At 42.6% G+C, this 24,795-nt stretch carries 26 protein-coding genes and 3 riboswitches; of the genes, 9 read left to right on the top strand and 17 right to left on the bottom strand.

The annotated features are described in order from the left end of the window. Positions 1-204: 204 nt before the first annotated feature. Complete coding sequence (locus QF06_RS05895) at positions 205-951, bottom strand: SDR family NAD(P)-dependent oxidoreductase (protein ID WP_003245309.1); 747 nt, start codon at positions 949-951, stop codon at positions 205-207. Between the two features lie 168 nt (positions 952-1,119). Between QF06_RS05895 and QF06_RS05890 the strand changes: the two genes are divergently transcribed. Continuing rightward, positions 1,120-1,476 carry a winged helix-turn-helix transcriptional regulator gene (locus QF06_RS05890; protein WP_003245808.1) on the top strand — a complete coding sequence of 119 codons (357 nt, stop codon included), beginning with the start codon at positions 1,120-1,122 and terminating at the stop codon, positions 1,474-1,476. 500 nt (positions 1,477-1,976) lie between these two features. Here the strand turns inward: QF06_RS05890 and queF are convergent, their stop codons facing one another. The 5 genes from queF to QF06_RS05865 all read right to left on the bottom strand — a co-directional run bounded on the left by queF (position 1,977) and on the right by QF06_RS05865 (position 5,673). Further along, the gene (gene queF / locus QF06_RS05885) at positions 1,977-2,474 is read right to left on the bottom strand and encodes a preQ(1) synthase (RefSeq protein WP_003218613.1); all 498 of its coding nucleotides are present in this window, start codon (positions 2,472-2,474) and stop codon (positions 1,977-1,979) included. Between the two features lie 17 nt (positions 2,475-2,491). Beyond that, entirely contained in the window at positions 2,492-3,223 is a 732-nt protein-coding gene (gene queE / locus QF06_RS05880) for a 7-carboxy-7-deazaguanine synthase QueE (RefSeq protein WP_003232460.1), read from the bottom strand. Continuing rightward, positions 3,216-3,665 (bottom strand): 6-carboxytetrahydropterin synthase QueD, encoded by a 450-nt coding sequence (queD, locus tag QF06_RS05875; RefSeq protein WP_003232462.1) that lies wholly within the window; start codon positions 3,663-3,665, stop codon positions 3,216-3,218. Before queD ends, queE begins: the two co-directional genes overlap by 8 nt. Further along, positions 3,658-4,317 carry a 7-cyano-7-deazaguanine synthase QueC gene (gene queC / locus QF06_RS05870; protein ID WP_003245417.1) on the bottom strand — a complete coding sequence of 220 codons (660 nt, stop codon included), beginning with the start codon at positions 4,315-4,317 and terminating at the stop codon, positions 3,658-3,660. Before queC ends, queD begins: the two co-directional genes overlap by 8 nt. A 129-nt stretch (positions 4,318-4,446) precedes the next feature. After that, positions 4,447-4,491, bottom strand: a riboswitch (PreQ1 riboswitch). Between the two features lie 138 nt (positions 4,492-4,629). Beyond that, the gene (locus QF06_RS05865) at positions 4,630-5,673 is read right to left on the bottom strand and encodes a YkvI family membrane protein (RefSeq protein ID WP_003244712.1); all 1,044 of its coding nucleotides are present in this window, start codon (positions 5,671-5,673) and stop codon (positions 4,630-4,632) included. A 364-nt stretch (positions 5,674-6,037) separates the two neighbouring features. On the opposite strand from QF06_RS05865, the gene clpE reads away from it, so the two are divergent. The 3 genes from clpE (at position 6,038) to motB (ending at position 10,089) form a co-directional block, all read left to right on the top strand. Continuing rightward, positions 6,038-8,137: an ATP-dependent protease ATP-binding subunit ClpE gene (gene clpE, locus QF06_RS05860; protein WP_009967104.1), complete on the top strand. Its 2,100-nt coding sequence runs from the start codon at positions 6,038-6,040 to the stop codon at positions 8,135-8,137. A 382-nt stretch (positions 8,138-8,519) separates the two neighbouring features. Then, positions 8,520-9,332, top strand: a complete 813-nt coding sequence (gene motA, locus QF06_RS05855) for a flagellar motor stator protein MotA (RefSeq protein ID WP_003244739.1) — start codon at positions 8,520-8,522, stop codon at positions 9,330-9,332. Next, positions 9,304-10,089, top strand: a complete 786-nt coding sequence (motB, locus tag QF06_RS05850; RefSeq protein WP_003232473.1) for a flagellar motor protein MotB — start codon at positions 9,304-9,306, stop codon at positions 10,087-10,089. The genes motA and motB overlap by 29 nt, the downstream gene beginning before the upstream one ends. A gap of 39 nt (positions 10,090-10,128) precedes the next feature. Here the strand turns inward: motB and mhqR are convergent, their stop codons facing one another. Then, on the bottom strand, positions 10,129-10,566 hold the full coding sequence (gene mhqR, locus QF06_RS05845; protein WP_003232475.1) for a MarR family transcriptional regulator MhqR: 438 nt from the start codon (positions 10,564-10,566) through the stop codon (positions 10,129-10,131). A 192-nt stretch (positions 10,567-10,758) separates the two neighbouring features. On the opposite strand from mhqR, the gene kinD reads away from it, so the two are divergent. Continuing rightward, the gene (gene kinD / locus QF06_RS05840) at positions 10,759-12,279 is read left to right on the top strand and encodes a sporulation kinase KinD (RefSeq protein WP_015252216.1); all 1,521 of its coding nucleotides are present in this window, start codon (positions 10,759-10,761) and stop codon (positions 12,277-12,279) included. Positions 12,280-12,306: 27 nt separating this feature from the next. On the opposite strand, the gene QF06_RS05835 is transcribed toward kinD, so the two are convergent. Both QF06_RS05835 and spo0E read right to left on the bottom strand, forming a co-directional pair. After that, entirely contained in the window at positions 12,307-12,738 is a 432-nt protein-coding gene (locus tag QF06_RS05835) for a hypothetical protein (RefSeq protein WP_003245685.1), read from the bottom strand. Between the two features lie 85 nt (positions 12,739-12,823). After that, positions 12,824-13,081 (bottom strand): aspartyl-phosphate phosphatase Spo0E, encoded by a 258-nt coding sequence (gene spo0E / locus QF06_RS05830; protein WP_003218598.1) that lies wholly within the window; start codon positions 13,079-13,081, stop codon positions 12,824-12,826. Positions 13,082-13,283: 202 nt separating this feature from the next. Here spo0E and QF06_RS05825 point away from each other — a divergent pair, with 202 nt between their 5' ends. Next, positions 13,284-13,604, top strand: coding sequence for a YkvA family protein (locus QF06_RS05825; RefSeq protein WP_003232481.1), 321 nt, complete (start codon positions 13,284-13,286; stop codon positions 13,602-13,604). 40 nt (positions 13,605-13,644) lie between these two features. Here QF06_RS05825 and mtnD read toward each other — a convergent pair whose 3' ends face one another. From mtnD to mtnE, 5 genes are all read right to left on the bottom strand, one after another. Continuing rightward, entirely contained in the window at positions 13,645-14,181 is a 537-nt protein-coding gene (gene mtnD / locus QF06_RS05820; protein WP_041850897.1) for an acireductone dioxygenase, read from the bottom strand. 14 nt (positions 14,182-14,195) lie between these two features. Continuing rightward, a complete protein-coding gene (locus QF06_RS05815; RefSeq protein WP_043940108.1) occupies positions 14,196-14,825 on the bottom strand; it encodes a methylthioribulose 1-phosphate dehydratase in 630 nt (209 codons plus the stop codon). Then, on the bottom strand, positions 14,783-15,490 hold the full coding sequence (mtnX, locus tag QF06_RS05810; RefSeq protein ID WP_003232486.1) for a 2-hydroxy-3-keto-5-methylthiopentenyl-1-phosphate phosphatase: 708 nt from the start codon (positions 15,488-15,490) through the stop codon (positions 14,783-14,785). Before mtnX ends, QF06_RS05815 begins: the two co-directional genes overlap by 43 nt. Continuing rightward, positions 15,487-16,704 carry a 2,3-diketo-5-methylthiopentyl-1-phosphate enolase gene (gene mtnW, locus QF06_RS05805; protein ID WP_003245108.1) on the bottom strand — a complete coding sequence of 406 codons (1,218 nt, stop codon included), beginning with the start codon at positions 16,702-16,704 and terminating at the stop codon, positions 15,487-15,489. The genes mtnX and mtnW overlap by 4 nt, the downstream gene beginning before the upstream one ends. An 84-nt stretch (positions 16,705-16,788) precedes the next feature. Beyond that, a riboswitch (SAM riboswitch) is annotated at positions 16,789-16,889 on the bottom strand. A gap of 38 nt (positions 16,890-16,927) precedes the next feature. Further along, the gene (gene mtnE, locus QF06_RS05800; protein WP_003244774.1) at positions 16,928-18,124 is read right to left on the bottom strand and encodes a methionine-glutamine aminotransferase; all 1,197 of its coding nucleotides are present in this window, start codon (positions 18,122-18,124) and stop codon (positions 16,928-16,930) included. A gap of 94 nt (positions 18,125-18,218) precedes the next feature. Here mtnE and QF06_RS05795 point away from each other — a divergent pair, with 94 nt between their 5' ends. From QF06_RS05795 to mtnA, 3 genes are all read left to right on the top strand, one after another. Next, a complete protein-coding gene (locus QF06_RS05795; protein WP_003232495.1) occupies positions 18,219-18,998 on the top strand; it encodes a carbon-nitrogen family hydrolase in 780 nt (259 codons plus the stop codon). Positions 18,999-19,081: 83 nt separating this feature from the next. After that, a riboswitch (SAM riboswitch) is annotated at positions 19,082-19,238 on the top strand. 92 nt (positions 19,239-19,330) lie between these two features. Then, positions 19,331-20,524: an S-methyl-5-thioribose kinase gene (gene mtnK / locus QF06_RS05790; RefSeq protein WP_003244973.1), complete on the top strand. Its 1,194-nt coding sequence runs from the start codon at positions 19,331-19,333 to the stop codon at positions 20,522-20,524. A gap of 7 nt (positions 20,525-20,531) precedes the next feature. Next, the gene (gene mtnA, locus QF06_RS05785) at positions 20,532-21,593 is read left to right on the top strand and encodes an S-methyl-5-thioribose-1-phosphate isomerase (protein WP_003232498.1); all 1,062 of its coding nucleotides are present in this window, start codon (positions 20,532-20,534) and stop codon (positions 21,591-21,593) included. Between the two features lie 33 nt (positions 21,594-21,626). Here mtnA and QF06_RS21745 read toward each other — a convergent pair whose 3' ends face one another. The 3 genes from QF06_RS21745 to kinE all read right to left on the bottom strand — a co-directional run bounded on the left by QF06_RS21745 (position 21,627) and on the right by kinE (position 24,552). Next, on the bottom strand, positions 21,627-21,752 hold the full coding sequence (locus tag QF06_RS21745; protein WP_003232500.1) for a hypothetical protein: 126 nt from the start codon (positions 21,750-21,752) through the stop codon (positions 21,627-21,629). Between the two features lie 89 nt (positions 21,753-21,841). After that, entirely contained in the window at positions 21,842-22,339 is a 498-nt protein-coding gene (ogt, locus tag QF06_RS05780) for a methylated-DNA--protein-cysteine methyltransferase (RefSeq protein ID WP_003232502.1), read from the bottom strand. Further along, a complete protein-coding gene (gene kinE / locus QF06_RS05775; RefSeq protein ID WP_003232504.1) occupies positions 22,336-24,552 on the bottom strand; it encodes a sporulation two-component system sensor histidine kinase KinE in 2,217 nt (738 codons plus the stop codon). Before kinE ends, ogt begins: the two co-directional genes overlap by 4 nt. Positions 24,553-24,795 lie beyond the last annotated feature (243 nt).

Raw genomic sequence — 24,795 nt, 5'->3', positions numbered from 1 at the left:
GTACATTTATTCACAGTGTAATCTTTTTTACAGGTCATTTAGTAGTAGCCCCAGGAAAATGCGAATTTACAACGTTAATCAAATTCAAATATAAAAAAGTCGAATTCCCTGTCCTTTAAGGAAAACGACTTTTTTATACGACTTCTTCAAGTAAATCCCCATTAACCTTTTTTGGGGACTATTTGTAATCTCTGCGCAGTGAAATTATACCTGTGCTAGCCCGCCATCTACGAACAATTCAACACCCGTCAAGTAACTGCTTTCGTCTGAAGCAAGGAAAGATACAGCGTTTGCTACTTCTTCAGGTGTCCCAACTTTTCCAGCTGGAACAGTATTTCTGCTATTTTCCAGTACCTCTTCAAGTGCATCACCAAAAAGCTCATCGTAGGCAGGTGTAAGAATACCTCCTGGACTAACCACATTTACACGGATTTCAGTACCTTTTAGGTCAAGAATCCAGTTGCGAACTAGTGCTCTTAATGCTGCTTTAGATGCTCCATATACACTAAACGCTGGGTTGCCAATTGATCCAGCAGTAGAGCCCGTTACAATAATAGAACCTACTTTGTCCGGGAATAGTGATAACGCTTTTTGAACAGTAAAGATGGTTCCTTTAACGTTAATGTCGAACGTTCTATCAACCTGCTCTTCAGTAATTTCACCTAATGGAAGGAAGTTGCCGATGCCTGCATTAGCAAAAAGAATGTCCAACTTACCTTTTTCCTGCTTTATAATGTCATATAGTTTGTCTAAGTCTTCAAGCTTAGAAATATCACCTTGAACACCGGTTACGTTCTTGCCAATTTGGTTAACAGCTTTATCAAGTTCGTTTTGTCTACGTCCCGTAATATAAACATATGCACCTTCGTTTACAAATTTTTGTGCTGTAGCAAGACCAATCCCACTTGTTCCACCCGTTACAAGCGCTATTTTACCTTCAAATTTACCCATACTTAACACTCCTTTAGAATTAATTTTATTTTATGTCTAGTACCTTTAAGTACTTGAAGAACAACTTACAAGATATAGTATCCTTCAGTAAGCACATTATCGGAAGTACCCACTTTTTTGTGATATAGTAACTAAAAAGTAATAAATGTGGAATGGAGAGCTTTAGACATGAAAAAATTTAGCTGTGGGTTTGAAGTGACAAAGGAAGTTATTGGCGGAAAATGGAAAGGCCTTGTATTATACTTTTTAATGAATGGACCAAAGAGAACGAGTGAATTAAAGCGCATTATCCCAAATATAACTCAGAAAATGCTGATTCAAACACTTAGAGAGCTTGAAGCCAGTGGACTTGTGAGCAGAAAGATGTATAATCAAGTACCGCCGAAGGTTGAATATTCATCCACTGAACTTGGAGAATCTCTTAAACCTATCTTGCAGGAGCTCTGTCAATGGGGAGGCTATTATGCGGAGCAAGAGTATGCAGAAGGTGAATATGAAATTGTACAACCAGAACAACTAAGTTAGGATTGATGTAGCTGCTGAAGTAAATGCTAAACAACTTCAATACCATCACCTAACAGATGAAGAACAGTCAGAAATAAATGAGATATTCAATTTTGAAAGTGAAGTTCTAATAAGAAGTGTCATCGACTATATTCAGGAGAATTGATGAAATTCAAAAAAGAGCTGTTTCAAATGTTAAAGAGAAGGTTCAGAAACTTAGCCAAAAAATAAATGAAGATATTGATAATAATATTTAATGCCTATGATCTCTAGATAGGCATTTTTTCTTTCGGATAAAAAAGAAAAGACGTACAAATTGTACGCCTTAATCTGCTTCTGTACTATCAATTTTTCACTGCATAAAAGTCACAGTTCAGGTTGCACCTCAGGTCACACTCCGGTCACTTCGGGTAACACTTCGTGTGTGACCAGGTCACATTTCCGCTGAAAATTAACGCTGCATGTTCGGATTTTACTGTGACTCCACTTCGTTTCACACACCGTATCACACAACGGAATAATTAACGATTATCAATCGTCTCCGGATACAAATCATGATTCATCATGCGGTACTCGGCCATTTTCTCATATTTCGTGCCAGGTTTTCCGTAGTTTGTGTACGGGTCAATGGAAATTCCGCCTCTTGGCGTGAATTTGCCCCATACTTCAATGTAGCGCGGGTCCATTAATTCAATCAAGTCGTTCATGATGATATTCATGCAGTCCTCGTGGAAGTCACCATGGTTTCTGAAGCTGAATAGATACAGCTTTAATGATTTGCTTTCAACCATTTTTTCATCAGGAATGTAGCTGATGTAGATTGTCGCAAAGTCAGGCTGGCCTGTTTTAGGACATAAAGATGTGAATTCCGGGCAATTGAATTTTACAAAGTAATCACGGTTTACATGTTTATTAGGGAAGGATTCCAGCACGTCCGGTGCATATTCGAACAAATAATTTGTACCTTGATTGCCTAGCAATGTTACACCTTCTAATTCTGATTCTTTTCTTGTCGTCATGTTCATCTTCCTTTCTATTATACTCCGCGTTTGTTGCCCCATAACAGGGTGTGCAGCTGCGGGAGCACTCTGACGAGATTCAGCTCCGCATCGACAGCTACCTTATCAACAAGCGCTTCATATTTTCCAAGCAAATGTGCAATCAGTGACTGATCATCTGTCGTATGCACGTCATCATTTCCGACTTGTAAATAAAACGGGATTCCCGGATACCGCTTGTGCACAGTTTTGGCAAATTCCAGATCTTCATCATTAAAGATGACAACCTTCAAGCTGACAGCATGCTGTCTATCATTCTCTTGAAGTGAAGTTAAAATGTGGTCAAGCTTTTGAAAGTTCGTTACCATTTTTGAGCTTGGCGGTTTTGGAGAAATTGTCAGGTCATCAATCAGCGTAAACCAATCCTGATAAACGGTCCCTTGAGTTTCAAGCGCTGCACGGATGTTATTTTCCTTCAGCAGTTCAATAAAAGCATCCAGCTGTTTTAACAGAGCCGGGTTGCCGCCTGAGATCGTCACATGAGAAAACGCATCTCCCCCAATGTCCTTAAGCTCCGCAAAAATCTCCTCCGCCGTCATCCAGCGAATATCTTTTTTAGCAGACCCGTCCCAAGTGAAAGCGGAGTCACACCAGCTGCAGGAATAATCGCAGCCGGCTGTCCGGACGAACATCGTTTTCTGTCCGATCACCATGCCTTCTCCTTGAATCGTCGGGCCGAAAATTTCTAATACAGGAATTCCTTTAGCCATTCAAACCACCCTTTTTCGGACGGTAGACACAGTAGCTTGTCGGTGTTTCACGGACAAACACCTGTACACAGGTCGGCTTATTCTCCAAAGTGTCTAAATAAGCCTGTACGTTGTCATAAATCGTTTTCGCCACGACTTCAGTTGTCGGCAGCGAATACCGGTCGTCCTGAGAAAAATCTTCATGATCATTTAATAGCGTGTGATCATAGTTTCCGTGCACCAGTTTTTTGAGTACGCTGAAATTGACAAGAAAGCCTGAATCGTCAAGTTCGTCGCCGGCAACGGTTATATTTACGGTATACGTATGCCCGTGAACCCTGCTGCACGCTCCCGCACTTTCCCGAGGGATAAAATGAGCGGCTGAGATATGCATGTCCTTATTCAGTTCAAACGAATAAGGATGCTGGGCCTGCGGATAAATTTGAGATAACAATTTATGCACGCTCTCCTTTCATCACCATATATTCTTCATAACCTTTTGAACGAAGGTGACATGCCGGACATTCGCCGCAGCCGTCTGCGATGATGCCGTTATAGCATGTCAGCGTGTTGTTTTTCACAAAATCCAGCGCGCCAAGCTCATCTGCAAGCTTCCACGTTTCCGCCTTATTGAGCCACATGAGAGGCGTGTGGATCACAAACGGCTTCTCCATTGCCAGATTTACCGTGACATTGCAAGATTTCACGAATTCGTCACGGCAGTCAGGATAACCACTGAAGTCTGTCTCGCAAACTCCTGTAATAATGTGGCGCGCGCCAATTTGGTAAGCCAGGATAGACGCAAAGGATAAGAATACCAAATTGCGGCCTGGAACGAATGTGGATGGCAGTTCGCCGTCTTTTACTTCTATCTCAATATCATTTCTAGTCAGGGCATTCGGTGCAAGCTGATTTAAAAGTGACATATCAAGCAAATGATTTTTCACACCAAGCTTTTCCGCAATGGATTTTGCCACTTCAACTTCCTGCGAATGTCGCTGATTATAATGAAAAGTCACCGTTTCGACTTCTTCGAATTCTTTTAAGGCCCACAGTAAGCATGTTGTGCTGTCTTGACCGCCGCTAAATACGACAATTGCTTTTTCTTTTTTCATGATTCCTCTCCTTCTCCGCAATAAAAACGCCGGCGAGAGACATCGCTACAGCTAATTCACGCAAAAAAACACCTTTTTTCGGAAGGTGCTCTAGAAAAACATAAAAAAGGCCGTATCCAAGGATACAGCTCGTCCTTAGTTTTTTATAGAGGGTGTAGCTAGAACCTCTCCCGCATATCGCACGGATTTTCTTCAATTTTTTCACTTCTGCTATCTTACCATAATGATGTTTTTCTTGACAATAAAAAAGTCAGTCCCCGGTTCCTAGATCAATTATCGCTCTATAGTGACGGTTCGTTTCATTATATATATTTATAAACTGCGCCGCCGAGGAGCTTTTTTGCAAAGCAAAGCGCCTATGAAGGCCAGGCTCACATAGCCAAACAAGGGATAAATCGTTGAAATAAGCCTGCCGTACCCTATTTGGCTCGTAATATAAGCCGTGATCATAATGGCTGCAAAGATATATTTGCTTTTCACTGGAAGAAAGCTTTGCACTTGTTTTTCTAATCCATATAGATTACCGATAACTGATGTGAACACTTCTCCGAAAATAATGAGTAAATAAATCAAATGGACAGATCGTGCAAAGAGATAAACCACTTGCGCCATCGGTATATCATACAAAAATACATCCGGAAGAGTCGACAAAGACAGAAAACTCGCGGACAGCACAATCGTCAGCATCGTGCCTCCGATTAAAGCGCCTTTTTTTATCACTTTCTCCGATGACATTTCATTCGCCAGCGGAACCAAAACAGCTTGGGCAAGCGATAAATTTAAAGCCCCGTAAGAAACTGCTGATAACAGCCAATCCCAGCGATGCGGCCAGACCCACTGAGCTGCGTTTCGTGATTCGCTGAATATAAAAGAGTCGGCCACCACAATCATTGAAAAGATGATTAAAAGAGGAACAACAAACACATTGACACCGAAAATGCCTTTTACTCCTCTAGTCATCACAATTAAACTCAGACCGATTGTAATGAGCATCCCAATCTGAGCGGACATCCCCAGCTGTTCCTCAAAAAGCGCCCCTGCCCCTGAAAGCATAACAGATGTAACTCCAAGGAGAACAAACAGCATAAATACATTGATAATCCGCCCAGCCGTCGCCCCGAACAAAAATATGTTCATTTCTTGATATGACTTGGCATTGATTCGCTTTGAAATGATCATCAGCTTGGCCCCCAGTAACGTAAACATTCCGCCGCTGACGAGAATGCCGAAAAAACCGAACCAGCCGAACTTCAGAAAAAACTCAACAATTTCCCTCCCAGTCGCAAATCCAGCTCCGACTACTGTGCCGACATACACAAAAGCAAGCTGACTTGCAGACCCTTTTGATTGTTCCATTTCTTCCCTCCGAACGAACCGCAGTTTTGTCCATATATGCCTTTTTATAACCTATGAGACAAGTTCCTTGAAAAGACGAAGAAAACATGTTTTACTTTGTAACAAATCAAAAATTTTTGTGCATAAGACTTGAAAGTCAAAGATAGTCAGAGTATACTATTAATCAAAGTTGGTCAAACAAACCGGCCTTTTTTAAAAATCAATTGGTCAAAGATAGTCAAATATTCAGTCTGCTTTGAGCATATTGGTTTGAATGCCGTTAAGTTTGCCGTATACTAATAGTCAAAGAAGGTCAAACCCAATAGACCTTTTTATTCACTTTCATTGGTCAAAGATGATCAAATTATTAAGGAGGTTTTGGCAAATGCGTTGTCAACATTGTCATCAAAACGAGGCGACGATTCGCCTTAACATGCAAATAAATTCCGTTCATAAACAGATGGTTCTTTGTGAAACTTGCTATAACGAACTGACCCGTAAACCTTCAATGAGTATGGGTCCTCAATCTTTCGGATTTCCGTTTGAACAGGCATTCCAGCCGAAAGAACAGAGCGCAGCAAAACAAAGCGAAAAAAAAGGGTTGCTTGATGAGCTGGCTCAAAATATTACAAACGGTGCAAAAGCCGGTCTCATTGATCCCGTCATCGGCCGTGATGATGAAGTGGCGCGAGTGATCGAAATTCTAAACCGCCGAAACAAAAACAATCCGGTTCTTATTGGTGAGCCGGGTGTAGGGAAAACTGCCATCGCTGAAGGGCTCGCTTTAAAAATTGCTGAAGGTGATGTTCCAAACAAACTAAAAAACAAAGAGCTATACTTGCTTGATGTTGCATCTCTTGTTGCAAACACAGGGATCAGAGGCCAATTTGAGGAGAGAATGAAACAGCTGATCACTGAGCTGAAGGAACGAAAAAATGTCATTCTGTTCATTGATGAAATTCACCTTCTCGTCGGCGCAGGCTCTGCAGAAGGATCAATGGACGCCGGCAACATTCTCAAACCGGCCCTAGCCAGAGGCGAACTGCAAGTCATTGGCGCGACAACACTGAAAGAATATCGTCAAATCGAAAAAGATGCCGCGCTGGAAAGACGTTTTCAGCCTGTCATGGTGCAGGAGCCTTCAATTGAACAGGCTATCCTCATTCTGCAAGGGATTAAAGACAAATACGAGGCGTACCATGGCGTAACATTCAGTGATGAAGCAATCAAAGCATGTGTCACTTTATCATCCCGCTACATTCAGGACAGACACCTGCCGGATAAAGCAATTGATTTATTAGATGAAGCAGGTTCAAAAGCCAACCTGTTAATTGATGAACTGAATGATGAGGATGCCGCTGAACGCTTAACTGCAATTGAAGCCGAAAAAACAAAAGCCCTGGAAGAAGAAAATTACGAACTGGCGGCAAAACTCCGTGATGAAGAACTCGCATTGGAGAAAAAACTGAACAGCTCCTCCGCTCATACCGCTGTCACTGTGGAAGCTGAGCACATTCAGGAAATTGTTGAACAAAAAACAGGCATCCCTGTCGGCAAACTGCAGGCAGACGAACAAACGAAAATGAAAGAACTCGAAGCAAAACTTCATGAACGCGTGATCGGACAAGAAGCCGCTGTTCAAAAAGTGGCAAAAGCGGTAAGACGAAGCCGCGCCGGATTAAAATCCAAAAACAGACCAGTCGGCTCCTTCCTCTTCGTCGGTCCTACCGGCGTAGGGAAAACAGAGCTTTCTAAAACACTGGCAGATGAATTATTCGGCACAAAAGACGCTATTATCCGACTCGATATGAGCGAATACATGGAGAAACACGCCGTATCTAAAATTATCGGTTCACCGCCTGGATATGTCGGCCATGAGGAAGCTGGACAATTAACTGAGAAGGTGCGCCGCAATCCTTACAGCATTGTGTTGCTGGATGAGATTGAAAAAGCACACCCAGACGTTCAGCATATGTTCCTGCAAATTATGGAAGATGGCCGTCTGACAGACAGCCAAGGCAGAACTGTAAGCTTCAAAGACACTGTGATCATCATGACAAGTAATGCGGGTGCTGGTGAGAAACAAACGAAAGTCGGTTTCCAATCAGATGACAGTGTCATCGAAGAACAAACATTAATTGATTCACTGAGCATGTTCTTTAAACCTGAGTTCCTCAACCGTTTTGACAGCATTATTGAGTTCCGCTCATTGGAAAAAGAACATCTTGTCAAAATCGTCAGCCTTCTTCTTGGAGAACTTGAAGAAACATTGGCGGAACGGGGCATTAGCTTGAATGTGACAGATGAAGCGAAAGAAAAAATCGCTGAGCTGGGCTACCACCCTTCATTCGGTGCACGTCCGCTTAGAAGAACCATCCAAGAATGGGTTGAGGATGAAATGACCGATCTGCTGCTTGATAATGGCGAGATCACAAGTTTTCACGTGATTTTAGAAGATGATAAAATCAAAGTGCGAGCAAAATAACAATCAGCGGTTTCCTTTTAGGAAGCCGCTTTTTTTTATACTTTCATACTCTTGACTTAGAAATTACCGTCCCTTCTCCTGAAGCGCTACTTCCCTTCATCCTTTACACTTTTTTAAGGAGGGATGGAACATGTTTATATACAGTGAATATGTATTTCTACTATTATATGAATACCATCTGAAGGACAGCTTGCAAGCAAGCTGCTAATTTCAGTAGACCCCCGGGCTTTTCAATTTTGGAGAGCCCGTTTTTGTTTATTTCTCCCTTCTATGCCTCTTCCTTGAATATTTCATGAACAAATTCACAATGTCCCTAAAGTTCCGGGCACCAAAACCGATATTAACCATAGACAAGCTAGTAAAAAAGGATTTGGTGAAAACTATGGATAAAACTTCGTTAATCGGTATTATTCTTGCTTTTGTGGCATTGAGCGTCGGGATGGTTCTGAAAGGCGTCAGTTTCAGCGCCCTTGCAAACCCCGCTGCCATTTTAATTATTATCGCCGGGACAATCTCAGCAGTCGTTATTGCGTTCCCAACAAAAGAAATTAAAAAAGTGCCTACGCTGTTTCGAGTGTTATTTAAGGAAAATAAACAGCTCACAATAGAGGAACTCATTCCTATGTTCTCTGAATGGGCTCAGCTTGCACGCCGCGAAGGTCTGCTTGCTTTAGAAGCAAGCATTGAGGATGTAGATGATGCTTTCTTGAAAAACGGGCTCAGCATGGCTGTTGACGGGCAAAGCGCGGAATTTATAAGAGATATTATGACAGAGGAAGTCGAAGCAATGGAGGACAGGCACCAAGCAGGAGCCGCTATTTTTACACAAGCAGGAACGTACGCTCCGACACTTGGAGTACTCGGCGCTGTAATCGGGCTGATTGCCGCTCTCTCTCATATGGATAACACAGATGAGCTTGGACACGCCATCAGTGCTGCCTTTGTTGCCACACTTCTCGGTATCTTTACAGGGTATGTGTTATGGCATCCTTTCGCAAATAAATTAAAACGAAAATCAAAACAGGAAGTAAAACTGCGTGAGGTCATGATTGAAGGTGTTTTATCCGTTTTAGAAGGACAAGCACCGAAAGTCATCGAACAAAAGCTTTTAATGTATCTTCCTGCGAAGGACCGCTTGAAATTTGCAGAACAAGGAGAGGCGCAAAATGGCGAGAAAAAAGAAGAAGAAGCATGAGGACGAGCACGTTGATGAATCATGGCTCGTTCCTTACGCCGACATCCTTACTCTTCTCCTGGCATTGTTTATTGTGCTGTACGCGAGCAGCTCGATTGACGCAGCTAAGTTTCAAATGCTCTCAAAATCATTTAATGAAGTTTTTACAGGCGGAACCGGTGTACTGGACTACTCCAGTGTCACTCCTCCTGAAAACGAGTCAGACGGCATCGATGAAGTGAAAAAGGAAAAAGAAGAGAAAGAGAAAAACAAGAAAGAAAAAGAAAAAGCAGCTGATCAAGAAGAACTTGAAAATGTGAAGAGCCAGGTGGAAAAGTTCATCAAAGATAAAAAGCTGGAACATCAGCTGGAGACGAAGATGACTAGTGAAGGCCTTCTGATTACGATTAAAGACAGCATCTTCTTCGATTCTGGAAAAGCGACCATCCGTAAGGAAGATGTGCCGCTTGCAAAAGAGATTTCAAATCTTCTTGTGATTAACCCGCCAAGAAATATCATTATCAGCGGACATACTGATAATATGCCAATTAAAAATTCTGAATTCCAATCAAACTGGCATTTAAGCGTCATGAGAGCGGTAAACTTTATGGGGCTCCTGATTGAAAACCCCAAGCTCGATGCAAAAGTGTTCAGCGCCAAGGGTTATGGCGAGTATAAACCGGTGGCTTCCAATAAAACTGCGGAAGGCCGAAGCAAAAACCGGCGGGTTGAAGTTCTCATTTTGCCGAGAGGCGCAGCGGAAACAAATGAAAAATAGCAAAAAAGGAAGCCTTGTGACATATCAGGCTTCCTTTTTTTACTTATTATGAAACTGTTTTGCGTTTAATCCTACTCTTTTTAACATTTCGGTGCACATCTCTACCTCTTCTTCGCTTAATACGCTGATCATTTCATCAATTTCAGCAGCGTGATCAGGGAAAATATCGTTCAAAAGACCGATGCCTTTTTCAGTAATTTGCGCAAATGTCACTCGTCTGTCTGTAGGAGACGCTTTCCGAATGAGAAGTTCTTTTTGCTCCAGCTTATCTACAACGTATGTGATGCTCCCGCTAGCCAAGAGAATTTTATCTCCTATCTGCTGCAGCGGCTGATCGCCTTTATGGTACAAAAGCTCTAGCACAGCAAATTCAGTCGGATTCAGCCCATGCTTATGAATATGCTTATTCATATGATCGTTAATAGACCGATACGCGCGCGACAGCACGATAAATAACTTCAGTGATTTTTCTGTCATGTCTCAATCATCCTTTTAGAAACCGTTACAGAGAAACATTAATAAACAAAGACCAAAATGTCAATAAAAATCTTTCCAATATTTCTCTTCTTTTTTAAAATGTAAGCTTGCCAACACCTTTTTCTAATTTTTTTGGTTATTTTTTCTTATTAAAGAAGAAGAAACAATGATATAATACCTCTAATCAGGTGTATGTTGGAGCGATGCAAATTGAAAATACTAAAAGGCGCCTGCGGGAGAGTCAAACTTTATATCATACTGGTCGTGATTCCGGCAATCGTCATCAGCTTTTTCGTATATGAAAAAGAAAAAGATACAATAGCTGCAGAACATAAACAAGAAGCAAGTGTCCTGCTAAACCTTCACCGCAACAAAATCAATTATTTAATCGGAGAAACAATGGCGAGAATGACCTCCTTGTCCATCGCCATCGACAGACCGGTTGATATAAAGAAAATGCAGTCAATTTTGGAAAAGACCTTTGATTCAGAGCCGAGATTTTCCGGTCTCTATTTTCTCAATGCCAAAGGAGACGTCACCGCAAGCACAACCGAATTAAAAACGAAAGTAAACCTGGCCGACAGATCTTTTTTTACAAAAGCAAAGGAAACTAAAAAGACAGTCATTTCAGATAGTTATTCGAGCAGAATTACTGGTCAGCCAATTTTCACAATTTGTGTGCCTGTTTTGGACTCAAAACGAAATGTGACAGATTATCTTGTCGCAGCTATTCAAATTGATTATTTGAAAAATCTCATTAACTTGCTGAGCCCTGATGTTTATATTGAAGTTGTGAACCAAGACGGGAAAATGATTTTTGCGAGCGGACAAGCCTCTCATGCAGAGGATCAGAAACCTGTCAGCGGATATCTGGATGATATCAGCTGGAATATGAAAGTCTATCCGAACCCGGTCACAATAGAAGAACTGTCGAAAAGCCTTGTGCTTCCGCTTTCATGTATTATTGTTCTGCTGAATATCCTTTTTATTCTCGTGCTGTATTATTTGCTGAAGCGGCAGACCCAGCTGGAGCGCTCAGAAAACGAGGCGCAAAAATTAGAGCTGATCGGGACGCTTGCTGCCAGCACAGCCCATGAAATCCGTAACCCCCTCACCGGGATAAGCGGCTTTATTCAGCTGTTGCAAAAGAAATATAAAGGTGAGGAAGATCAGCTTTACTTCTCCATTATCGAACAGGAGATAAAGCGCATCAATCAAATAGTGAGTGAGTTTCTCGTTCTCGGCAAGCCGACAGCTGAAAAATGGGAGCTGAACTCACTTCAGGACATTATCGGAGAAATTATGCCGATCATTTATTCTGAGGGCAATCTATACAATGTTGAAGTCGAATTACAGTATTTAACCGAGCAGCCCTTACTCGTAAAATGTACAAAAGATCATATTAAACAAGTGATTTTAAATGTAGCAAAAAATGGCCTCGAGTCAATGCCTGAAGGAGGCAAACTGACGATCTCCCTAGGAGCTTTAGATAAAAAAGCCATAATCAAAGTTGTGGATAACGGTGAAGGGATTTCTCAGGAAATGCTGGATCACATCTTCCTTCCCTTTGTTACTTCTAAAGAAAAAGGAACCGGTCTCGGCCTTGTTGTTTGTAAACGGATCGTGCTGATGTACGGAGGCTCTATTCATATTGAAAGTGAAGTGCGAAGAGGCACAGAGGTGACAATCACCCTCCCCGTATCCGCATCATAGCCCCCCTGACCATGTCAGGAGGGTTTTTTATCTTCGTGATCGGGCATTGCCATTCGATTTGCTTGCTGGTCTTCCAGAAAAAAGGATTTTGATGAAACGCAACAGCATTTTCAAAAGCAAAAAAAACATAAAAAATACTAAAAAACCCTTTATACCTTCCGTGGCATCTAAAAACTCCATATTCCCTCTACCCGTCACCTTTTGCTGAATCTCAATCGCAAATACGATGACAATGATGACTGTAACAGTATAGATAAAGGACAAGGCTGTCATACTCCATTTAGAAAGCCATGTAAACACAGCGTGAGTGACGCCGAAAAAGAATATGCCAAAAATGCCGATCACCCAAAAATGCATTTCTTTGTCAGTTAAATGAATGCCAAATATTCCGCATAAGGAAATAAAAGCATCATGAAATTGATTGACCATTTCGGTAATGAGAATCGCCAGTTCCTTCATTAGTTCCCTCTTTCATATGAATTTTTTCCAGAAAAAAAGAGCGCTTCCGAAAAGCTCTCTCTTTATATATGCATCTGATAGGCCGCTATTTATTTGCATCATATGCTGGCATAACATCTCTGCGGGGCCACAAGCCTAATTTCTTTACAAGGCCTTGAATCCCTTGGGAATGTTCGTTTTCTTGCATAAGCTGATGATATTCATTTATTAAACAATCCAGCTCCTGACTGTGCCTGATCGTGTCATGCCCTGTAAATCCCTGCTTTCTAGCGGCATCTATCATTAACTTTCTTTTTTCATCAATAGACACCAACAATCTTTCTTGTTCAGAAGAACCGCCCATTCACTTCACCCCTCGCCGCTAAGAAATAGGAAACAAGTTTGATTGGGTTATTGTGCATTATTACAGATTATACTTTATTTGTAAACATATTTTCATTAAATAAGTTAATTTTTCAGGTATAATAGATATATTGATAGGATTAGAAGAACAATACCCAGGTGAAGAATATCTTAAACACGCCGCCAGGCAGGAGGTATGCCCAATGAAGAAAAAGAAAGCAATAATGCTCGGAGCGGCAGGCGGAAAAGCGATTTTAAAGAGGAAAAACCGAAAAAAATGTATCCAGCACATCACTACTTTTTTTCAGATGCTTCGCGATTGGCGAAATGGCGACTACCCTCGTTCACAGGTTAAAACACTTTTGCTGTTAACTGCCGCAATCCTGTATATCGTCATGCCGCTCGATATCATTCCAGACGTAATCCTCGGTCTTGGATTCATTGACGATGCAGCTGTTTTAGGTTTGATTTGGACACTGATTAAAAAAGAACTGTCACAATATGAAAAGTGGCGTTTGCAATAAATATAAAAAGCCCCGTTCGATGAACGGGGCTATCTCACGCTTATTGATTCACGCTGTCTTTTTCATAAATAGGAACCCAGCCTTCAGTTGTGACAAAAATTCTCACCGCGACAACTTTGCGGTCCTCCTGAAGCGTGAAGTAATGGCGGATATTCTCAGGCACGGAGATTAAATCTCCAGGGTTTAAACGGACATCAAAAAACGTGCCGTCCTTGCCTTGAATGACAAAAATACCGTGTCCGCTTACAATAAAACGAACTTCATCGTCTGTATGGTGATGCTCTCTTTTAAAGTTTTCAAGCAGTTCATCAAGTTTCGGATTGCTGTCTGACAATGAAATAACATCCTGTGCTTTATAGCCGCGGCGGGTTGAGATATCTTTAATTTCAGTTTCGAAGGTATCAAGAATTTGCTGTTTTTCTTCTTCTGTCAGGTCATATTTCTCTGAGAGATGTTCCGGAAGCCTCGTGATATCCCATTGCTCATAAATAACCTCTTGACTGTCCAGAAAGCTTGCCACTTCCTCTTGATTTTCAATCGTTGTATTTGCCTCATCATGAATTCGAATTGTAGCCATTTCAATTCCTCCTTTTATTTAACCAGCTGATGCTGGAGTGTTTTCAATTTCAAATGGTAGCTGAACAAAAATTCATACGCTTCAAGCCCTCTTTTTGCCTCAAATGCTGTTTTCCCCCAAGCCGTAATACCATGATTTCGGATCAGAACAGCTCCTGAATCTTCTGAAATCTCTTCCGCAAACAGTGCCGCTAGCGTCGGGATATGTGCCGGATTTTCTATAATCGGAACGGTCACTTCTGCGTTCTCTTCCCACAAGCCGAGTGCTTTTATAATTTCCTGGCCTTTGAATGTGATTTTCTTTTGGTCTCCGTATAACTCTGAAATCACATTATTGTTTACCGTATGGACATGCAGGCAGCATCCGGCATTGGTTTTATTGTACAAATGTGTATGCAAAAGCGTTTCTGCTGACGGTTTCAGAGAATGCCCGCTTTCAGCAGGCTCTCCGTTTTGATCGACCAGCAGAAAATCTTCAACCGTCTCTTTGCGTTTATCTTTTCCGCTTGCAGTGACGAGAAATGTTAAAGGCTCATCTGTAACCTTAATTGACAGATTACCGCTAGTCGCCGGAAACCAATCTCTCTCTGCCAATTCCCGTTTTACTTCAGCGAGCTCTCGCCAGCGTTCTTGTTTTGCAGCCATTCCTGTACCTCCTTTACATTCTCAATTTCCTTTCTGATCTCATAAAAATCTTGATACGGAAGATGATTGAGGTTTTGCTCCCGGCATTCGTTTAATAAATAATCCCTTGCAAAGCATAGGTCAGACAGCTTTGCTGCCTCCACATCTGTAACCGAATCACCGATCATGATGATATATTGGTTCGGTTCAGAAAGTTCATGGATGACCGACGGCTTACAGCACCCGCATTGATTGCTGCATGTGCCCTTGCAGGAATGAGGCCAGTCAATATGGATATAGTCATTGTCAAATGAAGCATGGTTGCAATAAATGCGGTCTTTCTCCACAATGCCTTCAAGCAAAGGATATACAAAAAAGTCCATTCCACCGCTTATGACATAAAACGGAATCTCGTGCTCATTGATAAATGCTACAAATTCCCGAAAGCCTTCCCTGATTTTTGCATCTTCCAATACAAAACTTGTAATCTCTTCTTTTAAACGGCTGGGCAGAAGGCCGAACATCCGCCCGACACCTTCCTTGATCGACAGCGTTTTGGAAAGTACGCCGTCTTTTAATGCCACCCACTCTGGGGGAGCAAATGTTTTCATGATATTTATAATGTTGTCGTTCATCGTGATTGTTCCGTCAAAATCACAAATAATAAAAGGTTTTCGAGTCGTCATACGGCTTCAGCCTTTCCCCATTTATCTAGCGCAAGCTTAAGATCCTTGCATTGTTCGGCTTTTTCATCAATCGGCTGGGCCTCTAGGACCGCATCAATAATGGCTCTGAACGCTCGCCCCCCGCCTTGGGCACCGTTCGGATGTCCATGTACGCCTCCTCCGGCGTTAATAATGTGGTCTATGCCGAAATCACGCATTAATAGCGGAACCATGCCGGGATGAATGCCTGCTGACGGAACAGCAAATGTTTGGTTAAAAGCATCCTCTCTCACACATTCTTCATGAATCGCCAGTGCATCTGCTCTTGGAAGCGCAACCGAACCATATGGAGACGGAAAGAGGCTGAAGTCAGCACCGCAATATCGGTTTAATTTTCCGAGTAAAAGAGCGTGAGAAAAACCGTAAAACGGAGAAGACGTAAACGCTCCGCTCACTGCTGGATGCGCCATAATCGGAACTGGGATTTCAGGATCTTCCGCAAGGCCTTGCATAACGTCCAAGCCGTAAGCGAAGACATTAAACAAAAGCGCATCCGCTCCCAACTCGGCGGCGCGTCTCGCTTTGTCTTTCAGATCAGCCGTACGTCCGGTCAAATTCACCGCATACAGCGTTTTATGTCCGGTTTGTTCATACGTTTCTTTCAATATTTGCTTTCCTTCTGCAATTCTTGTTTCAAAAGGCGCTAGACCAGTCTCAAAGAAAATTTCATCGTCTTTAATCAAGTCAACTCCGCCAAGCGCCTGCTGCCGGAGCTGTTCTTTAATATCACTCAGGTCCCTTCCGATTACGCCTTTAAATATGCTCATTAACAGCGGTCTCTCAAACTCTCCCAGCAGCTTCCGGATGCCGTATACGCCAAACTTCGGTCCCGGCAGTGCACGCTTAAATGCTTCAGAGAAGTGAAGATCGATTAATTTGATTTTTCCGTCCAGGGACAGCTTGCCAAACACTGTTGTCAGCAAAGCCGGAATATCCTGAGAGAAATTGATTTCAGGATAGGCAATTGTGATGACCGCTTGTTTTTCTGATGCAGCAGTTCCCTCTCTCTCCTCAACTTTTATCACCCGCCCCTTGTGCTTTTGCATTTGCTCCTGTTTTACAAGGGGCAGATCAGTCCAGGAGCCTACTGTCAATCCTGTTGCGATTTGTTCTGCTTTCTTCTCTGTATCGGCTCCCGGTTCGGTCAGGAGATATGTCGCTAATAACTCACTCATGCCAGAGCTCCTTTCATTTTCATCCATATCAAAAAACCTCTTCAAACTGCAATCGCGTCTAAAGAGGTTTCGTTTCTCGTCCGAATCTTATCTCTCAGCCGCTAGCTGCAAGAATTAGCACCGTGCTTTATAAGTCGGTTGCCGGGCTTCATCGGGCTCGTCCCTCTGCCTGCTCTTGATAAGAAAATATAGATTTTATAAATTATTTTGAATTATCCCATCGTTATAAGGTCTTGTCAATGCTTTTTTGGGTAAACAGGTTCAGTTTGCCAATTCGATAAGCGGCTTCCTTAAGTCTTTCTTCACTTGTTAAAAGTCCGACTCTGACGTAGCCCTCGCCATATTCACCGAAGCCGTTTCCAGCCGCAACTGCCACATTCGCTTTTTCCAGCAAAAGATCTGAGAACTGCTCAGAAGTATAGCCTTCAGGCACAGGCAGCCATGCAAAAAAAGAACCTGCGGGAGCTGTTACATCCCAGCCGATTTCCCGGCATGCCGTGATCCAAGCGTTTCTCCTGCTCTCATACCTGGCATTTTGCTCTGCCACACACGTCTGATCGGCTAACAGTGCCTCTGCTGCAGCCTCCTGAGTCGCTCTGAAAAGACTGACAAACATATGGTCTTGATAAAGATTGATCGCTTCAATGACCGAAGCGTTTCCGACGGCAAAGCCAACCCGCCATCCTGCCATATTATACGTTTTTGACAGCGTGTAAATTTCAATTCCGATATCCTTCGCACCTTCAGTCTGCAAAAAGCTTAAAGGCTTGCAGCCGTCAAATCCTACAGCGCCGTAAGCAAAATCGTGAACGACGCAGATTCCGTTTTCAGCCGCAAAACGCACGGTATCTTCAAAGAACTCGGAAGTAGCAACAGCTCCAGTCGGATTATTCGGATAATTCAAATACATCAATTTCGCCTGTTCCCTTATTTCAGCGGTTATGCTGCTGTAATCAGGGAGAAACGCTCTGTCCTTTACGAGCGGCATCATTTCCATCTTTGCTTTTGCAAGTGTGACACCCGACCAGTAATCAGGATAACCCGGATCGGGAACTAAAATCGTATCACCGGGATTCAACAAGCATTGCGGGAGCTCGACTAGACCGGCTTTTCCGCCGAATAATACAGCGACTTCGGTTTCCGGATCCAGATCAATGCCGTATTCTCTTTTGTAAAATGCAGCAGCCGCTGACTTCAGACGGTATGAGCCGCGAAAAGACGAATATTTATGATTCTCAGGATCAGCGACAGCTCGTTTCATCTCCTCAACAATATGCTCAGGAGTCGGCTGATCTGGATTTCCCTGTCCCAGATTGATAACGTCATGTCCTTCTGCAAGCTTTCGGTTCACTTTCTGCACCAGAGAAGCGAAGAATTGTTTAGGCAATTCCTTCAATACATGAGACTGTTCAAATTTCATCTATTCTCACCTTCTAAAAAAATCTTGAAATGATAGTCCATCATCATATATGGTTAAATGAAAAAAGTAAAGAAAAATTTGGGGTGTTAAAAAGATGAAATGGACGATATCTTGTCTTCAATTTGATATTTCATACGGAAAACCTTCGGAAAATATAAAAAAGGCTGAATTTTTCATCGAAAAAGAAAGCAAACATGCTGATGTTCTTGTTCTGCCTGAATTATGGACGACCGGATATGATCTGGCCAATCTTGATGAACTCGCTGACGAAGACGGCCGCTCCGCTCAGAGCTGGCTGAAGAAAACGGCAAAAAAACATGGTGTTCATATTGTCGCCGGATCGGTCGCTGTCAGGAAGAATTCTGATGTTTATAATACAATGTACATCGCGGATAAGGAAGGGCAAATCATTAAAGAGTACAGAAAAGCCCATCTTTTTCAGCTGATGGATGAGCATCTGTATTTATCAGCCGGTTCCGAAGACGGATACTTTGAGCTTGACGGCGTCAAAAGCTCTGGATTGATCTGTTACGATATCCGTTTTCCGGAATGGATCAGAAAACATACGACAAAAGGCGCCAACGTGCTGTTTATTTCTGCGGAATGGCCTCTTCCCCGCCTTGATCATTGGAAAAGCCTGCTTATTGCGCGGGCCATTGAAAACCAATGCTTTGTCGCAGCCTGCAATTGTACCGGTTCAAATCCGGATAATGAATTTGCAGGACATAGCCTGATTATTGATCCATGGGGACGTGTACTTGCTGAAGGCGGCCGGGAAGAAGGCATAGTCCGAGCGGAAATCGACCTTCAAGAAAGCGCAGAAGTTCGGGAGAGCATTCCTGTTTTCGATGATATCAGAAAAGATTTATATTAAAAAATATATTGACAACTAACTAAATTACCTGTTACCATGTTCATCAACTGATAAATTAGAATTGTCAAACAAGTGAATATATTCTCTTATCGAGAGTTGGGCGAGGGATTTGGCCTTTTGACCCCAACAGCAACCGACCGTAATTCCATTGTGAAATGGGGCGCATTTTTTTCGCGCCGAGACGCTGGTCTCTTAAGGCACGGTGCTAATTCCATTCAGATCTGATCTGAGAGATAAGAGAGGCGGACATAGATGTTAAGCCTCCTTCTCTCTGAGAAGGAGGCTTTTTTACGGCCACATATTAATTAATTACATAATTGGAGGTTATGATGATGGGAGTCACAAAAACACCTTTATACGAAACGTTAAATGAAAGCTCCGCTGTGGCGTTGGCGGTGAAGCTTGGCCTATTTCCAAGCAAAAGCACGCTGACATGCCAGGAGATCGGAGACGGCAACTTAAATTACGTTTTTCATATTTATGATCAAGAACATGACAGAGCATTGATCATTAAACAGGCGGTTCCGTATGCAAAAGTGGTGGGAGAAAGCTGGCCGCTGACAATCGACCGTGCAAGAATCGAAAGCAGCGCTCTCATCCGTCAGGGCGAGCATGTGCCTCACCTGGTTCCAAGAGTGTTTTATTCTGATACGGAAATGGCGGTTACCGTCATGGAGGATCTCTCTCACCTCAAGATCGCAAGAAAAGGACTCATTGAGGGTGAAAACTATCCTCATCTGTCGCAGCACATCGGTGAATTTTTAGGAAAAACACTTTTCTACTCATCAGATTACGCGCTTGAACCTAAGGTGAAAAAACAGCTTGTTAAACAGTTTACAAATCCAGAGCTATGCGACATTACGGAAAGACTTGTTTTTACAGATCCTTTCTTCGACCATGACACAAATGATTTTGAAGAAGAGCTTCGTCCTTTTGTCGAAAAGCTTTGGAATAATGACAGCGTTAAAATCGAAGCCGCTAAGCTGAAAAAGTCATTTTTAACGTCTGCAGAAACGTTGATTCATGGTGATTTGCATACAGGAAGCATTTTCGCAAGTGAGCACGAAACAAAGGTGATTGATCCTGAGTTTGCTTTTTACGGACCGATCGGCTTTGATGTAGGGCAATTTATCGCCAACTTATTTTTGAACGCACTCAGCCGTGACGGGGCTGACAGAGAGCCGTTATATGAACATGTCAACCAGGTCTGGGAAACGTTTGAAGAGACGTTTAGTGAAGCCTGGCAGAAGGACAGTCTGGATGTTTACGCCAACATCGACGGTTACCTCACTGATACGCTCAGCCATATTTTTGAAGAAGCAATCGGATTTGCGGGCTGTGAGCTGATACGACGCACGATCGGCCTTGCCCATGTAGCTGACCTGGATACGATCGTGCCGTTTGATAAACGAATCGGCAGAAAACGCTTGGCGCTCGAAACCGGCACAGCCTTTATCGAAAAACGTTCGGAATTCAAAACGATAACAGATGTTATTGAATTATTTAAGTTACTTGTAAAGGAATGATCTATTCATGACCCATTCATTTGCTGTTCCACGTTCTGTTGAATGGAAAGAAACAGCTATTACCATTTTAAATCAGCAAAAGCTTCCTGATGAGACGGAATATTTGGAGCTGACGACGAAAGAGGATGTATTTGATGCGATTGTCACGCTCAAAGTAAGGGGCGCTCCGGCGATCGGCATTACAGCTGCCTTCGGACTGGCGCTTGCTGCCAAAGACATTGAAACAGACAATGTCACGGAATTCCGCCGCAGACTGGAAGACATCAAACAATATTTAAACAGCTCACGGCCTACCGCCATTAATTTGTCATGGGCGCTTGAGAGACTGAGTCATTCGGTCGAAAACGCGATTTCCGTAAATGAAGCAAAAACAAACCTTGTCCATGAAGCCATTCAGATTCAGGTCGAGGATGAGGAAACGTGCCGGTTGATCGGCCAAAACGCCCTGCAGCTTTTCAAAAAAGGCGACAGGATCATGACGATCTGCAATGCCGGCTCAATCGCGACAAGCCGCTATGGAACGGCGCTAGCTCCGTTTTACTTGGCCAAACAAAAAGATTTGGGATTACACATTTATGCCTGTGAAACAAGGCCTGTCCTGCAAGGTTCACGCCTTACTGCTTGGGAGCTGATGCAGGGGGGCATTGATGTCACTCTGATCACAGACAGCATGGCCGCCCATACGATGAAGGAAAAACAAATTTCCGCTGTTATCGTCGGAGCCGACCGAATTGCAAAGAACGGTGATACGGCAAATAAAATCGGCACATACGGTCTTGCTATTTTAGCAAACGCCTTTGATATTCCGTTTTTTGTCGCCGCACCTTTATCTACATTTGATACAAAGGTCAAATGCGGCGCTGATATCCCGATAGAGGAACGAGATCCCGAGGAAGTCAGGCAGATTTCCGGAGTTCGGACCGCTCCATCCAATGTGCCTGTCTTTAATCCCGCTTTCGACATTACACCTCATGATCTCATTTCAGGAATCATCACAGAAAAAGGGATTATGACCGGAAACTATGAAGAAGAGATTGAACAGCTGTTTAAAGGAGAAAAGGTGCATTAAAAAACCGCTGGACTTTGCTCATTTGGAGCCGAGTCAGCGGTTTTTTTGTTTCTTTTTGTTAACATTGATGATTTCATCTTTTTGAGCGCTTGATAAGATATGCAGTTTCACAAACAGTTCGGCAAAAACGGCAAGTTTCTCAGAGCGGCTCGGCTTCAATTGCTTTGTCCTCCTTTTTCATCAGACCAACTTTTTTAACTTAATAAAATGATATGTCGGCCGTGAAAAAAGGGAACGTGCCATATGTTTTATTTTTCTTTATAGGAGATTCGCTCGATGTTTAGCAAAAATGCTTTGATCTCCGTTTTGCTTCCGGCGTATCCTGTTAACGCACTGTTTTTGCCGATCACTCTGTGGCACGGGACAAAAATCGGCAGGTCGTTACGTTTATTAGCCTGCCCGACAGCGCGCACCGCTTTCGGACTGCCGACAGCAGCGGCAATATCCGCATAGCTTCGGGATTCGCCATATGGAATCCTCTCCAGCGCTTGCCACACTTTTTGCTGAAAAGGAGTGCCCTTTTGGCTGAGCGGCAGGGAGAATGTCTTCCTTTCGCCTGCGAAATATTCTTGAAGCTGTTGTTTCGCTTCTGCAAGATTAGGTGTTTCCTTATGCTCAGTATTCTGAACCGTTTCTTTCCAATCCACCCAATCTTCCTGACTGAGAAATAGACGAGTGATCCGGTCCTCCTCTTCGGCAATGATAAGTTCACCGAGCGGCGTTTCGGCTGTCGTATAGTAGTTCATTCATCATTCCTTCTTTCTTCAGCATTCTGTCTGACAGGAAGCGTAATATGGAAAACGGTGCCCTTCCCTTCTTCACTTTCTACCATAATCTCGCCTTGATGTTCTTCAATAATTTTATAGCTTACCATAAGCCCAAGTCCAGTTCCCCGTTCCTTTGTCGTATAAAACGGTTCACCAAGTCGCTTTAATTTATCTTCTGTCATTCCGATTCCCTCGTCTTTTAAGGAGATTAGAACATGATCTTGATCCAATGCCTTTATCGTTACAAAAATATTTCCGCCGTCAGGCATCACTTCGATGGCGTTTTTTAATATATTGATAAAAACCTGTTTCAGCTGATTCGGTTCACAGTAAATCGGGGGAATGTCGTCAATTAAATCAAGTTGCATTTGTACATTGCTGAGATTGGCTTGCGCATTTAGAAGGTCTATCGTGTCCCTCATAATTTGGGTAACATGTTTTTCCTCATACATAATGGCCTGGGGCTTGGCTAAAATCAAGAATTCGGTGATGATGGATTCGATGCGCTTTAGTTCTGAGGTGATCACGTTGAAGTAAAGGGCGTAGTCTCCCTCGACACTCCCTTTCAGAAGCTGAATGAAGCCTTTAAGAGCAGTCATCGGATTTCTGATTTCATGAGCAATACCGGCTGCGAGTTCGCCGACAACATGAAGGGTATCTGATTTGCGCAGGCGCTCCTCCAATTCTTTTCGCTCTGTTACGTCTTTAAAGATAGCCAAGTTCATATTTTGAATAATATTCCGTTTAAATGAGAATTCGAGTTTTCTGTTATCACCGCTGCTCAGCAAAAATGGAATTTCGTTGTCCATTTCATCAAAATTAATCTGCCTTGCCGGTGATGCCAAATTTTCTATTTCATAAGCAGAAATAATATCTAACAGGCTGTGCTGTTTGATCTCTTCATGTGACAGGCCCAAAATATGGCTTGCTAACGGGTTGGCGTCGATGATCCTGTATTGATTGTCGAACAATACATTGCCGTCCATTGATCCGTTGAACACTTTTCTGAATTTCAGCTCGCTTTCCCGAAGCTCCTTTTCCATCCGCTTTCTGTCGCTTACATTTCTTAAGATCGTCAAATGCTGATTTTCAAGGATTGTCCGTTTTGAAGTAAATTCAAGCTCTTTGAATTGGCCGTTCCCCATTTGAAACAGCAGCTCTTCTCTGATCTCTCCGTATTTTGCGTATTTCCTCTTCGTTATGCTGTATTTCTGCTGCGAGTCAACGAGAAAATCACACAGCTTTCTTTTCAACAGCAAATTCATCGGCAGCTCAAAAATTTTACAGGCTGATTGATTCGCTTTTACGATTCTTCCGTCATTCGACCAGATGATGATGGCGTCCATTGCATTTTCAAAGATTTCTCTGAAGCGCTCCTCACTTTTAAAGAGCTGCAGCTCCATAGACCGCTTCTCTGTGATATCCCTCATAATGGACATATAAAAACCGCTGATGATGTTTGATGTAATCGTGAATTCAAATAGTTTTTGAACTCCTGAACGAAGCTTGACAGGCAGCTCCCCCTTCGCTTTTCCCTTGCGGTTGAGCGCCTTCCAGATATTGTCGAAATCTTTTCGTGAGCCGCTGTCTATGAACTCATACAAAGATAAATGAGACAGCTCATTATGATTGATTTCAAAGCTTTTACAAAAGGACAAATTTGCATCAATAAAACCGCCATCTTTATCAAACAGGACGATTCCGTCAACTGCTCTGTCAAACAAGTCCTTAAAAAGCTGTTCATTCATAGAGAATTCCCGCTCCAGAATCTTCTTAGAAGATATGTCCCTCATGACAACAAAAAAGAAATCCTCACCAATACCTCTTTTGGCCAGAAACTCTATGTATTTTGTTGCCCCGCAATCAAGCCTGATCGGAACCTCCTTCCACAGAAAGCCTTTTTTAAAAAACTTCTTTACGGAAAGATTCAGTTCATCCTTTGGGATTGAAAACAAAAAATCCAAAACAGAACGCTTTTTCAAATCTTCCGAGTCAACTTGAAGCATCCTTTCTGTTGCTTCATTTGCCTGAACAATCCGCATTTCGTTATCACAAATAAAAATAGCATCGAGCGTATTGTTGACAATCACTTGATGCTGATTCAATTCCTTTTTCAGTCGCGCGTTTTCTTCTTTGAGGCGATTCAGTTCCTCTCGCAGCTCCGAGTTTGTCTGGACACCAAGAGTTTCCATGCATGTACACTCCTTCTTCAAAACCTATCCCTCAATATTTCTACAAAATGCGGGAACTTCCTTCATTTGCCCTATAAATTTCAGAAAATTTCAGCGTCATTACATTACGAAGACATTTTCTACGATCCTTACCGTCACTTTACATCGACCTAACAATCAGCATTTTTTTAGATTCCTTTTTCATCTTTTATTTTAAAATATGTACCAGCAGGGAATAATCTCTTAGTGACTGATGAAAGAGAA

Origin of the sequence: Bacillus sp. YP1 (assembly GCF_000877815.1) — a bacterium.
Lineage (GTDB): Bacteria > Bacillota > Bacilli > Bacillales > Bacillaceae > Bacillus > Bacillus subtilis.
Note: the sequence above shows the minus strand (reverse complement) of the source record. Positions and strands in the feature narration are given on the sequence as shown.

Excerpts from the sequence above, each read along its gene's own strand:
- QF06_RS05895 (WP_003245309.1), bottom strand. The coding sequence starts at position 951 with ATGGGTAAATTTGAAGGTAAAATAGCGCTTGTAACGGGTGGAACAAGT.
- QF06_RS05890 (WP_003245808.1), top strand. The coding sequence starts at position 1,120 with ATGAAAAAATTTAGCTGTGGGTTTGAAGTGACAAAGGAAGTTATTGGC.
- queF (WP_003218613.1), bottom strand. The coding sequence starts at position 2,474 with ATGACGACAAGAAAAGAATCAGAATTAGAAGGTGTAACATTGCTAGGC.
- queE (WP_003232460.1), bottom strand. The coding sequence starts at position 3,223 with ATGGCTAAAGGAATTCCTGTATTAGAAATTTTCGGCCCGACGATTCAA.
- queC (WP_003245417.1), bottom strand. The coding sequence starts at position 4,317 with ATGAAAAAAGAAAAAGCAATTGTCGTATTTAGCGGCGGTCAAGACAGC.
- QF06_RS05865 (WP_003244712.1), bottom strand. The coding sequence starts at position 5,673 with ATGGAACAATCAAAAGGGTCTGCAAGTCAGCTTGCTTTTGTGTATGTC.
- clpE (WP_009967104.1), top strand. The coding sequence starts at position 6,038 with ATGCGTTGTCAACATTGTCATCAAAACGAGGCGACGATTCGCCTTAAC.
- motA (WP_003244739.1), top strand. The coding sequence starts at position 8,520 with ATGGATAAAACTTCGTTAATCGGTATTATTCTTGCTTTTGTGGCATTG.
- motB (WP_003232473.1), top strand. The coding sequence starts at position 9,304 with ATGGCGAGAAAAAAGAAGAAGAAGCATGAGGACGAGCACGTTGATGAA.
- mhqR (WP_003232475.1), bottom strand. The coding sequence starts at position 10,566 with ATGACAGAAAAATCACTGAAGTTATTTATCGTGCTGTCGCGCGCGTAT.
- kinD (WP_015252216.1), top strand. The coding sequence starts at position 10,759 with ATGTTGGAGCGATGCAAATTGAAAATACTAAAAGGCGCCTGCGGGAGA.
- QF06_RS05835 (WP_003245685.1), bottom strand. The coding sequence starts at position 12,738 with ATGAAGGAACTGGCGATTCTCATTACCGAAATGGTCAATCAATTTCAT.
- spo0E (WP_003218598.1), bottom strand. The coding sequence starts at position 13,081 with ATGGGCGGTTCTTCTGAACAAGAAAGATTGTTGGTGTCTATTGATGAA.
- QF06_RS05825 (WP_003232481.1), top strand. The coding sequence starts at position 13,284 with ATGAAGAAAAAGAAAGCAATAATGCTCGGAGCGGCAGGCGGAAAAGCG.
- mtnD (WP_041850897.1), bottom strand. The coding sequence starts at position 14,181 with ATGGCTACAATTCGAATTCATGATGAGGCAAATACAACGATTGAAAAT.
- QF06_RS05815 (WP_043940108.1), bottom strand. The coding sequence starts at position 14,825 with ATGGCTGCAAAACAAGAACGCTGGCGAGAGCTCGCTGAAGTAAAACGG.
- mtnX (WP_003232486.1), bottom strand. The coding sequence starts at position 15,490 with ATGACGACTCGAAAACCTTTTATTATTTGTGATTTTGACGGAACAATC.
- mtnW (WP_003245108.1), bottom strand. The coding sequence starts at position 16,704 with ATGAGTGAGTTATTAGCGACATATCTCCTGACCGAACCGGGAGCCGAT.
- mtnE (WP_003244774.1), bottom strand. The coding sequence starts at position 18,124 with ATGAAATTTGAACAGTCTCATGTATTGAAGGAATTGCCTAAACAATTC.
- QF06_RS05795 (WP_003232495.1), top strand. The coding sequence starts at position 18,219 with ATGAAATGGACGATATCTTGTCTTCAATTTGATATTTCATACGGAAAA.
- mtnK (WP_003244973.1), top strand. The coding sequence starts at position 19,331 with ATGGGAGTCACAAAAACACCTTTATACGAAACGTTAAATGAAAGCTCC.
- mtnA (WP_003232498.1), top strand. The coding sequence starts at position 20,532 with ATGACCCATTCATTTGCTGTTCCACGTTCTGTTGAATGGAAAGAAACA.
- ogt (WP_003232502.1), bottom strand. The coding sequence starts at position 22,339 with ATGAACTACTATACGACAGCCGAAACGCCGCTCGGTGAACTTATCATT.
- kinE (WP_003232504.1), bottom strand. The coding sequence starts at position 24,552 with ATGGAAACTCTTGGTGTCCAGACAAACTCGGAGCTGCGAGAGGAACTG.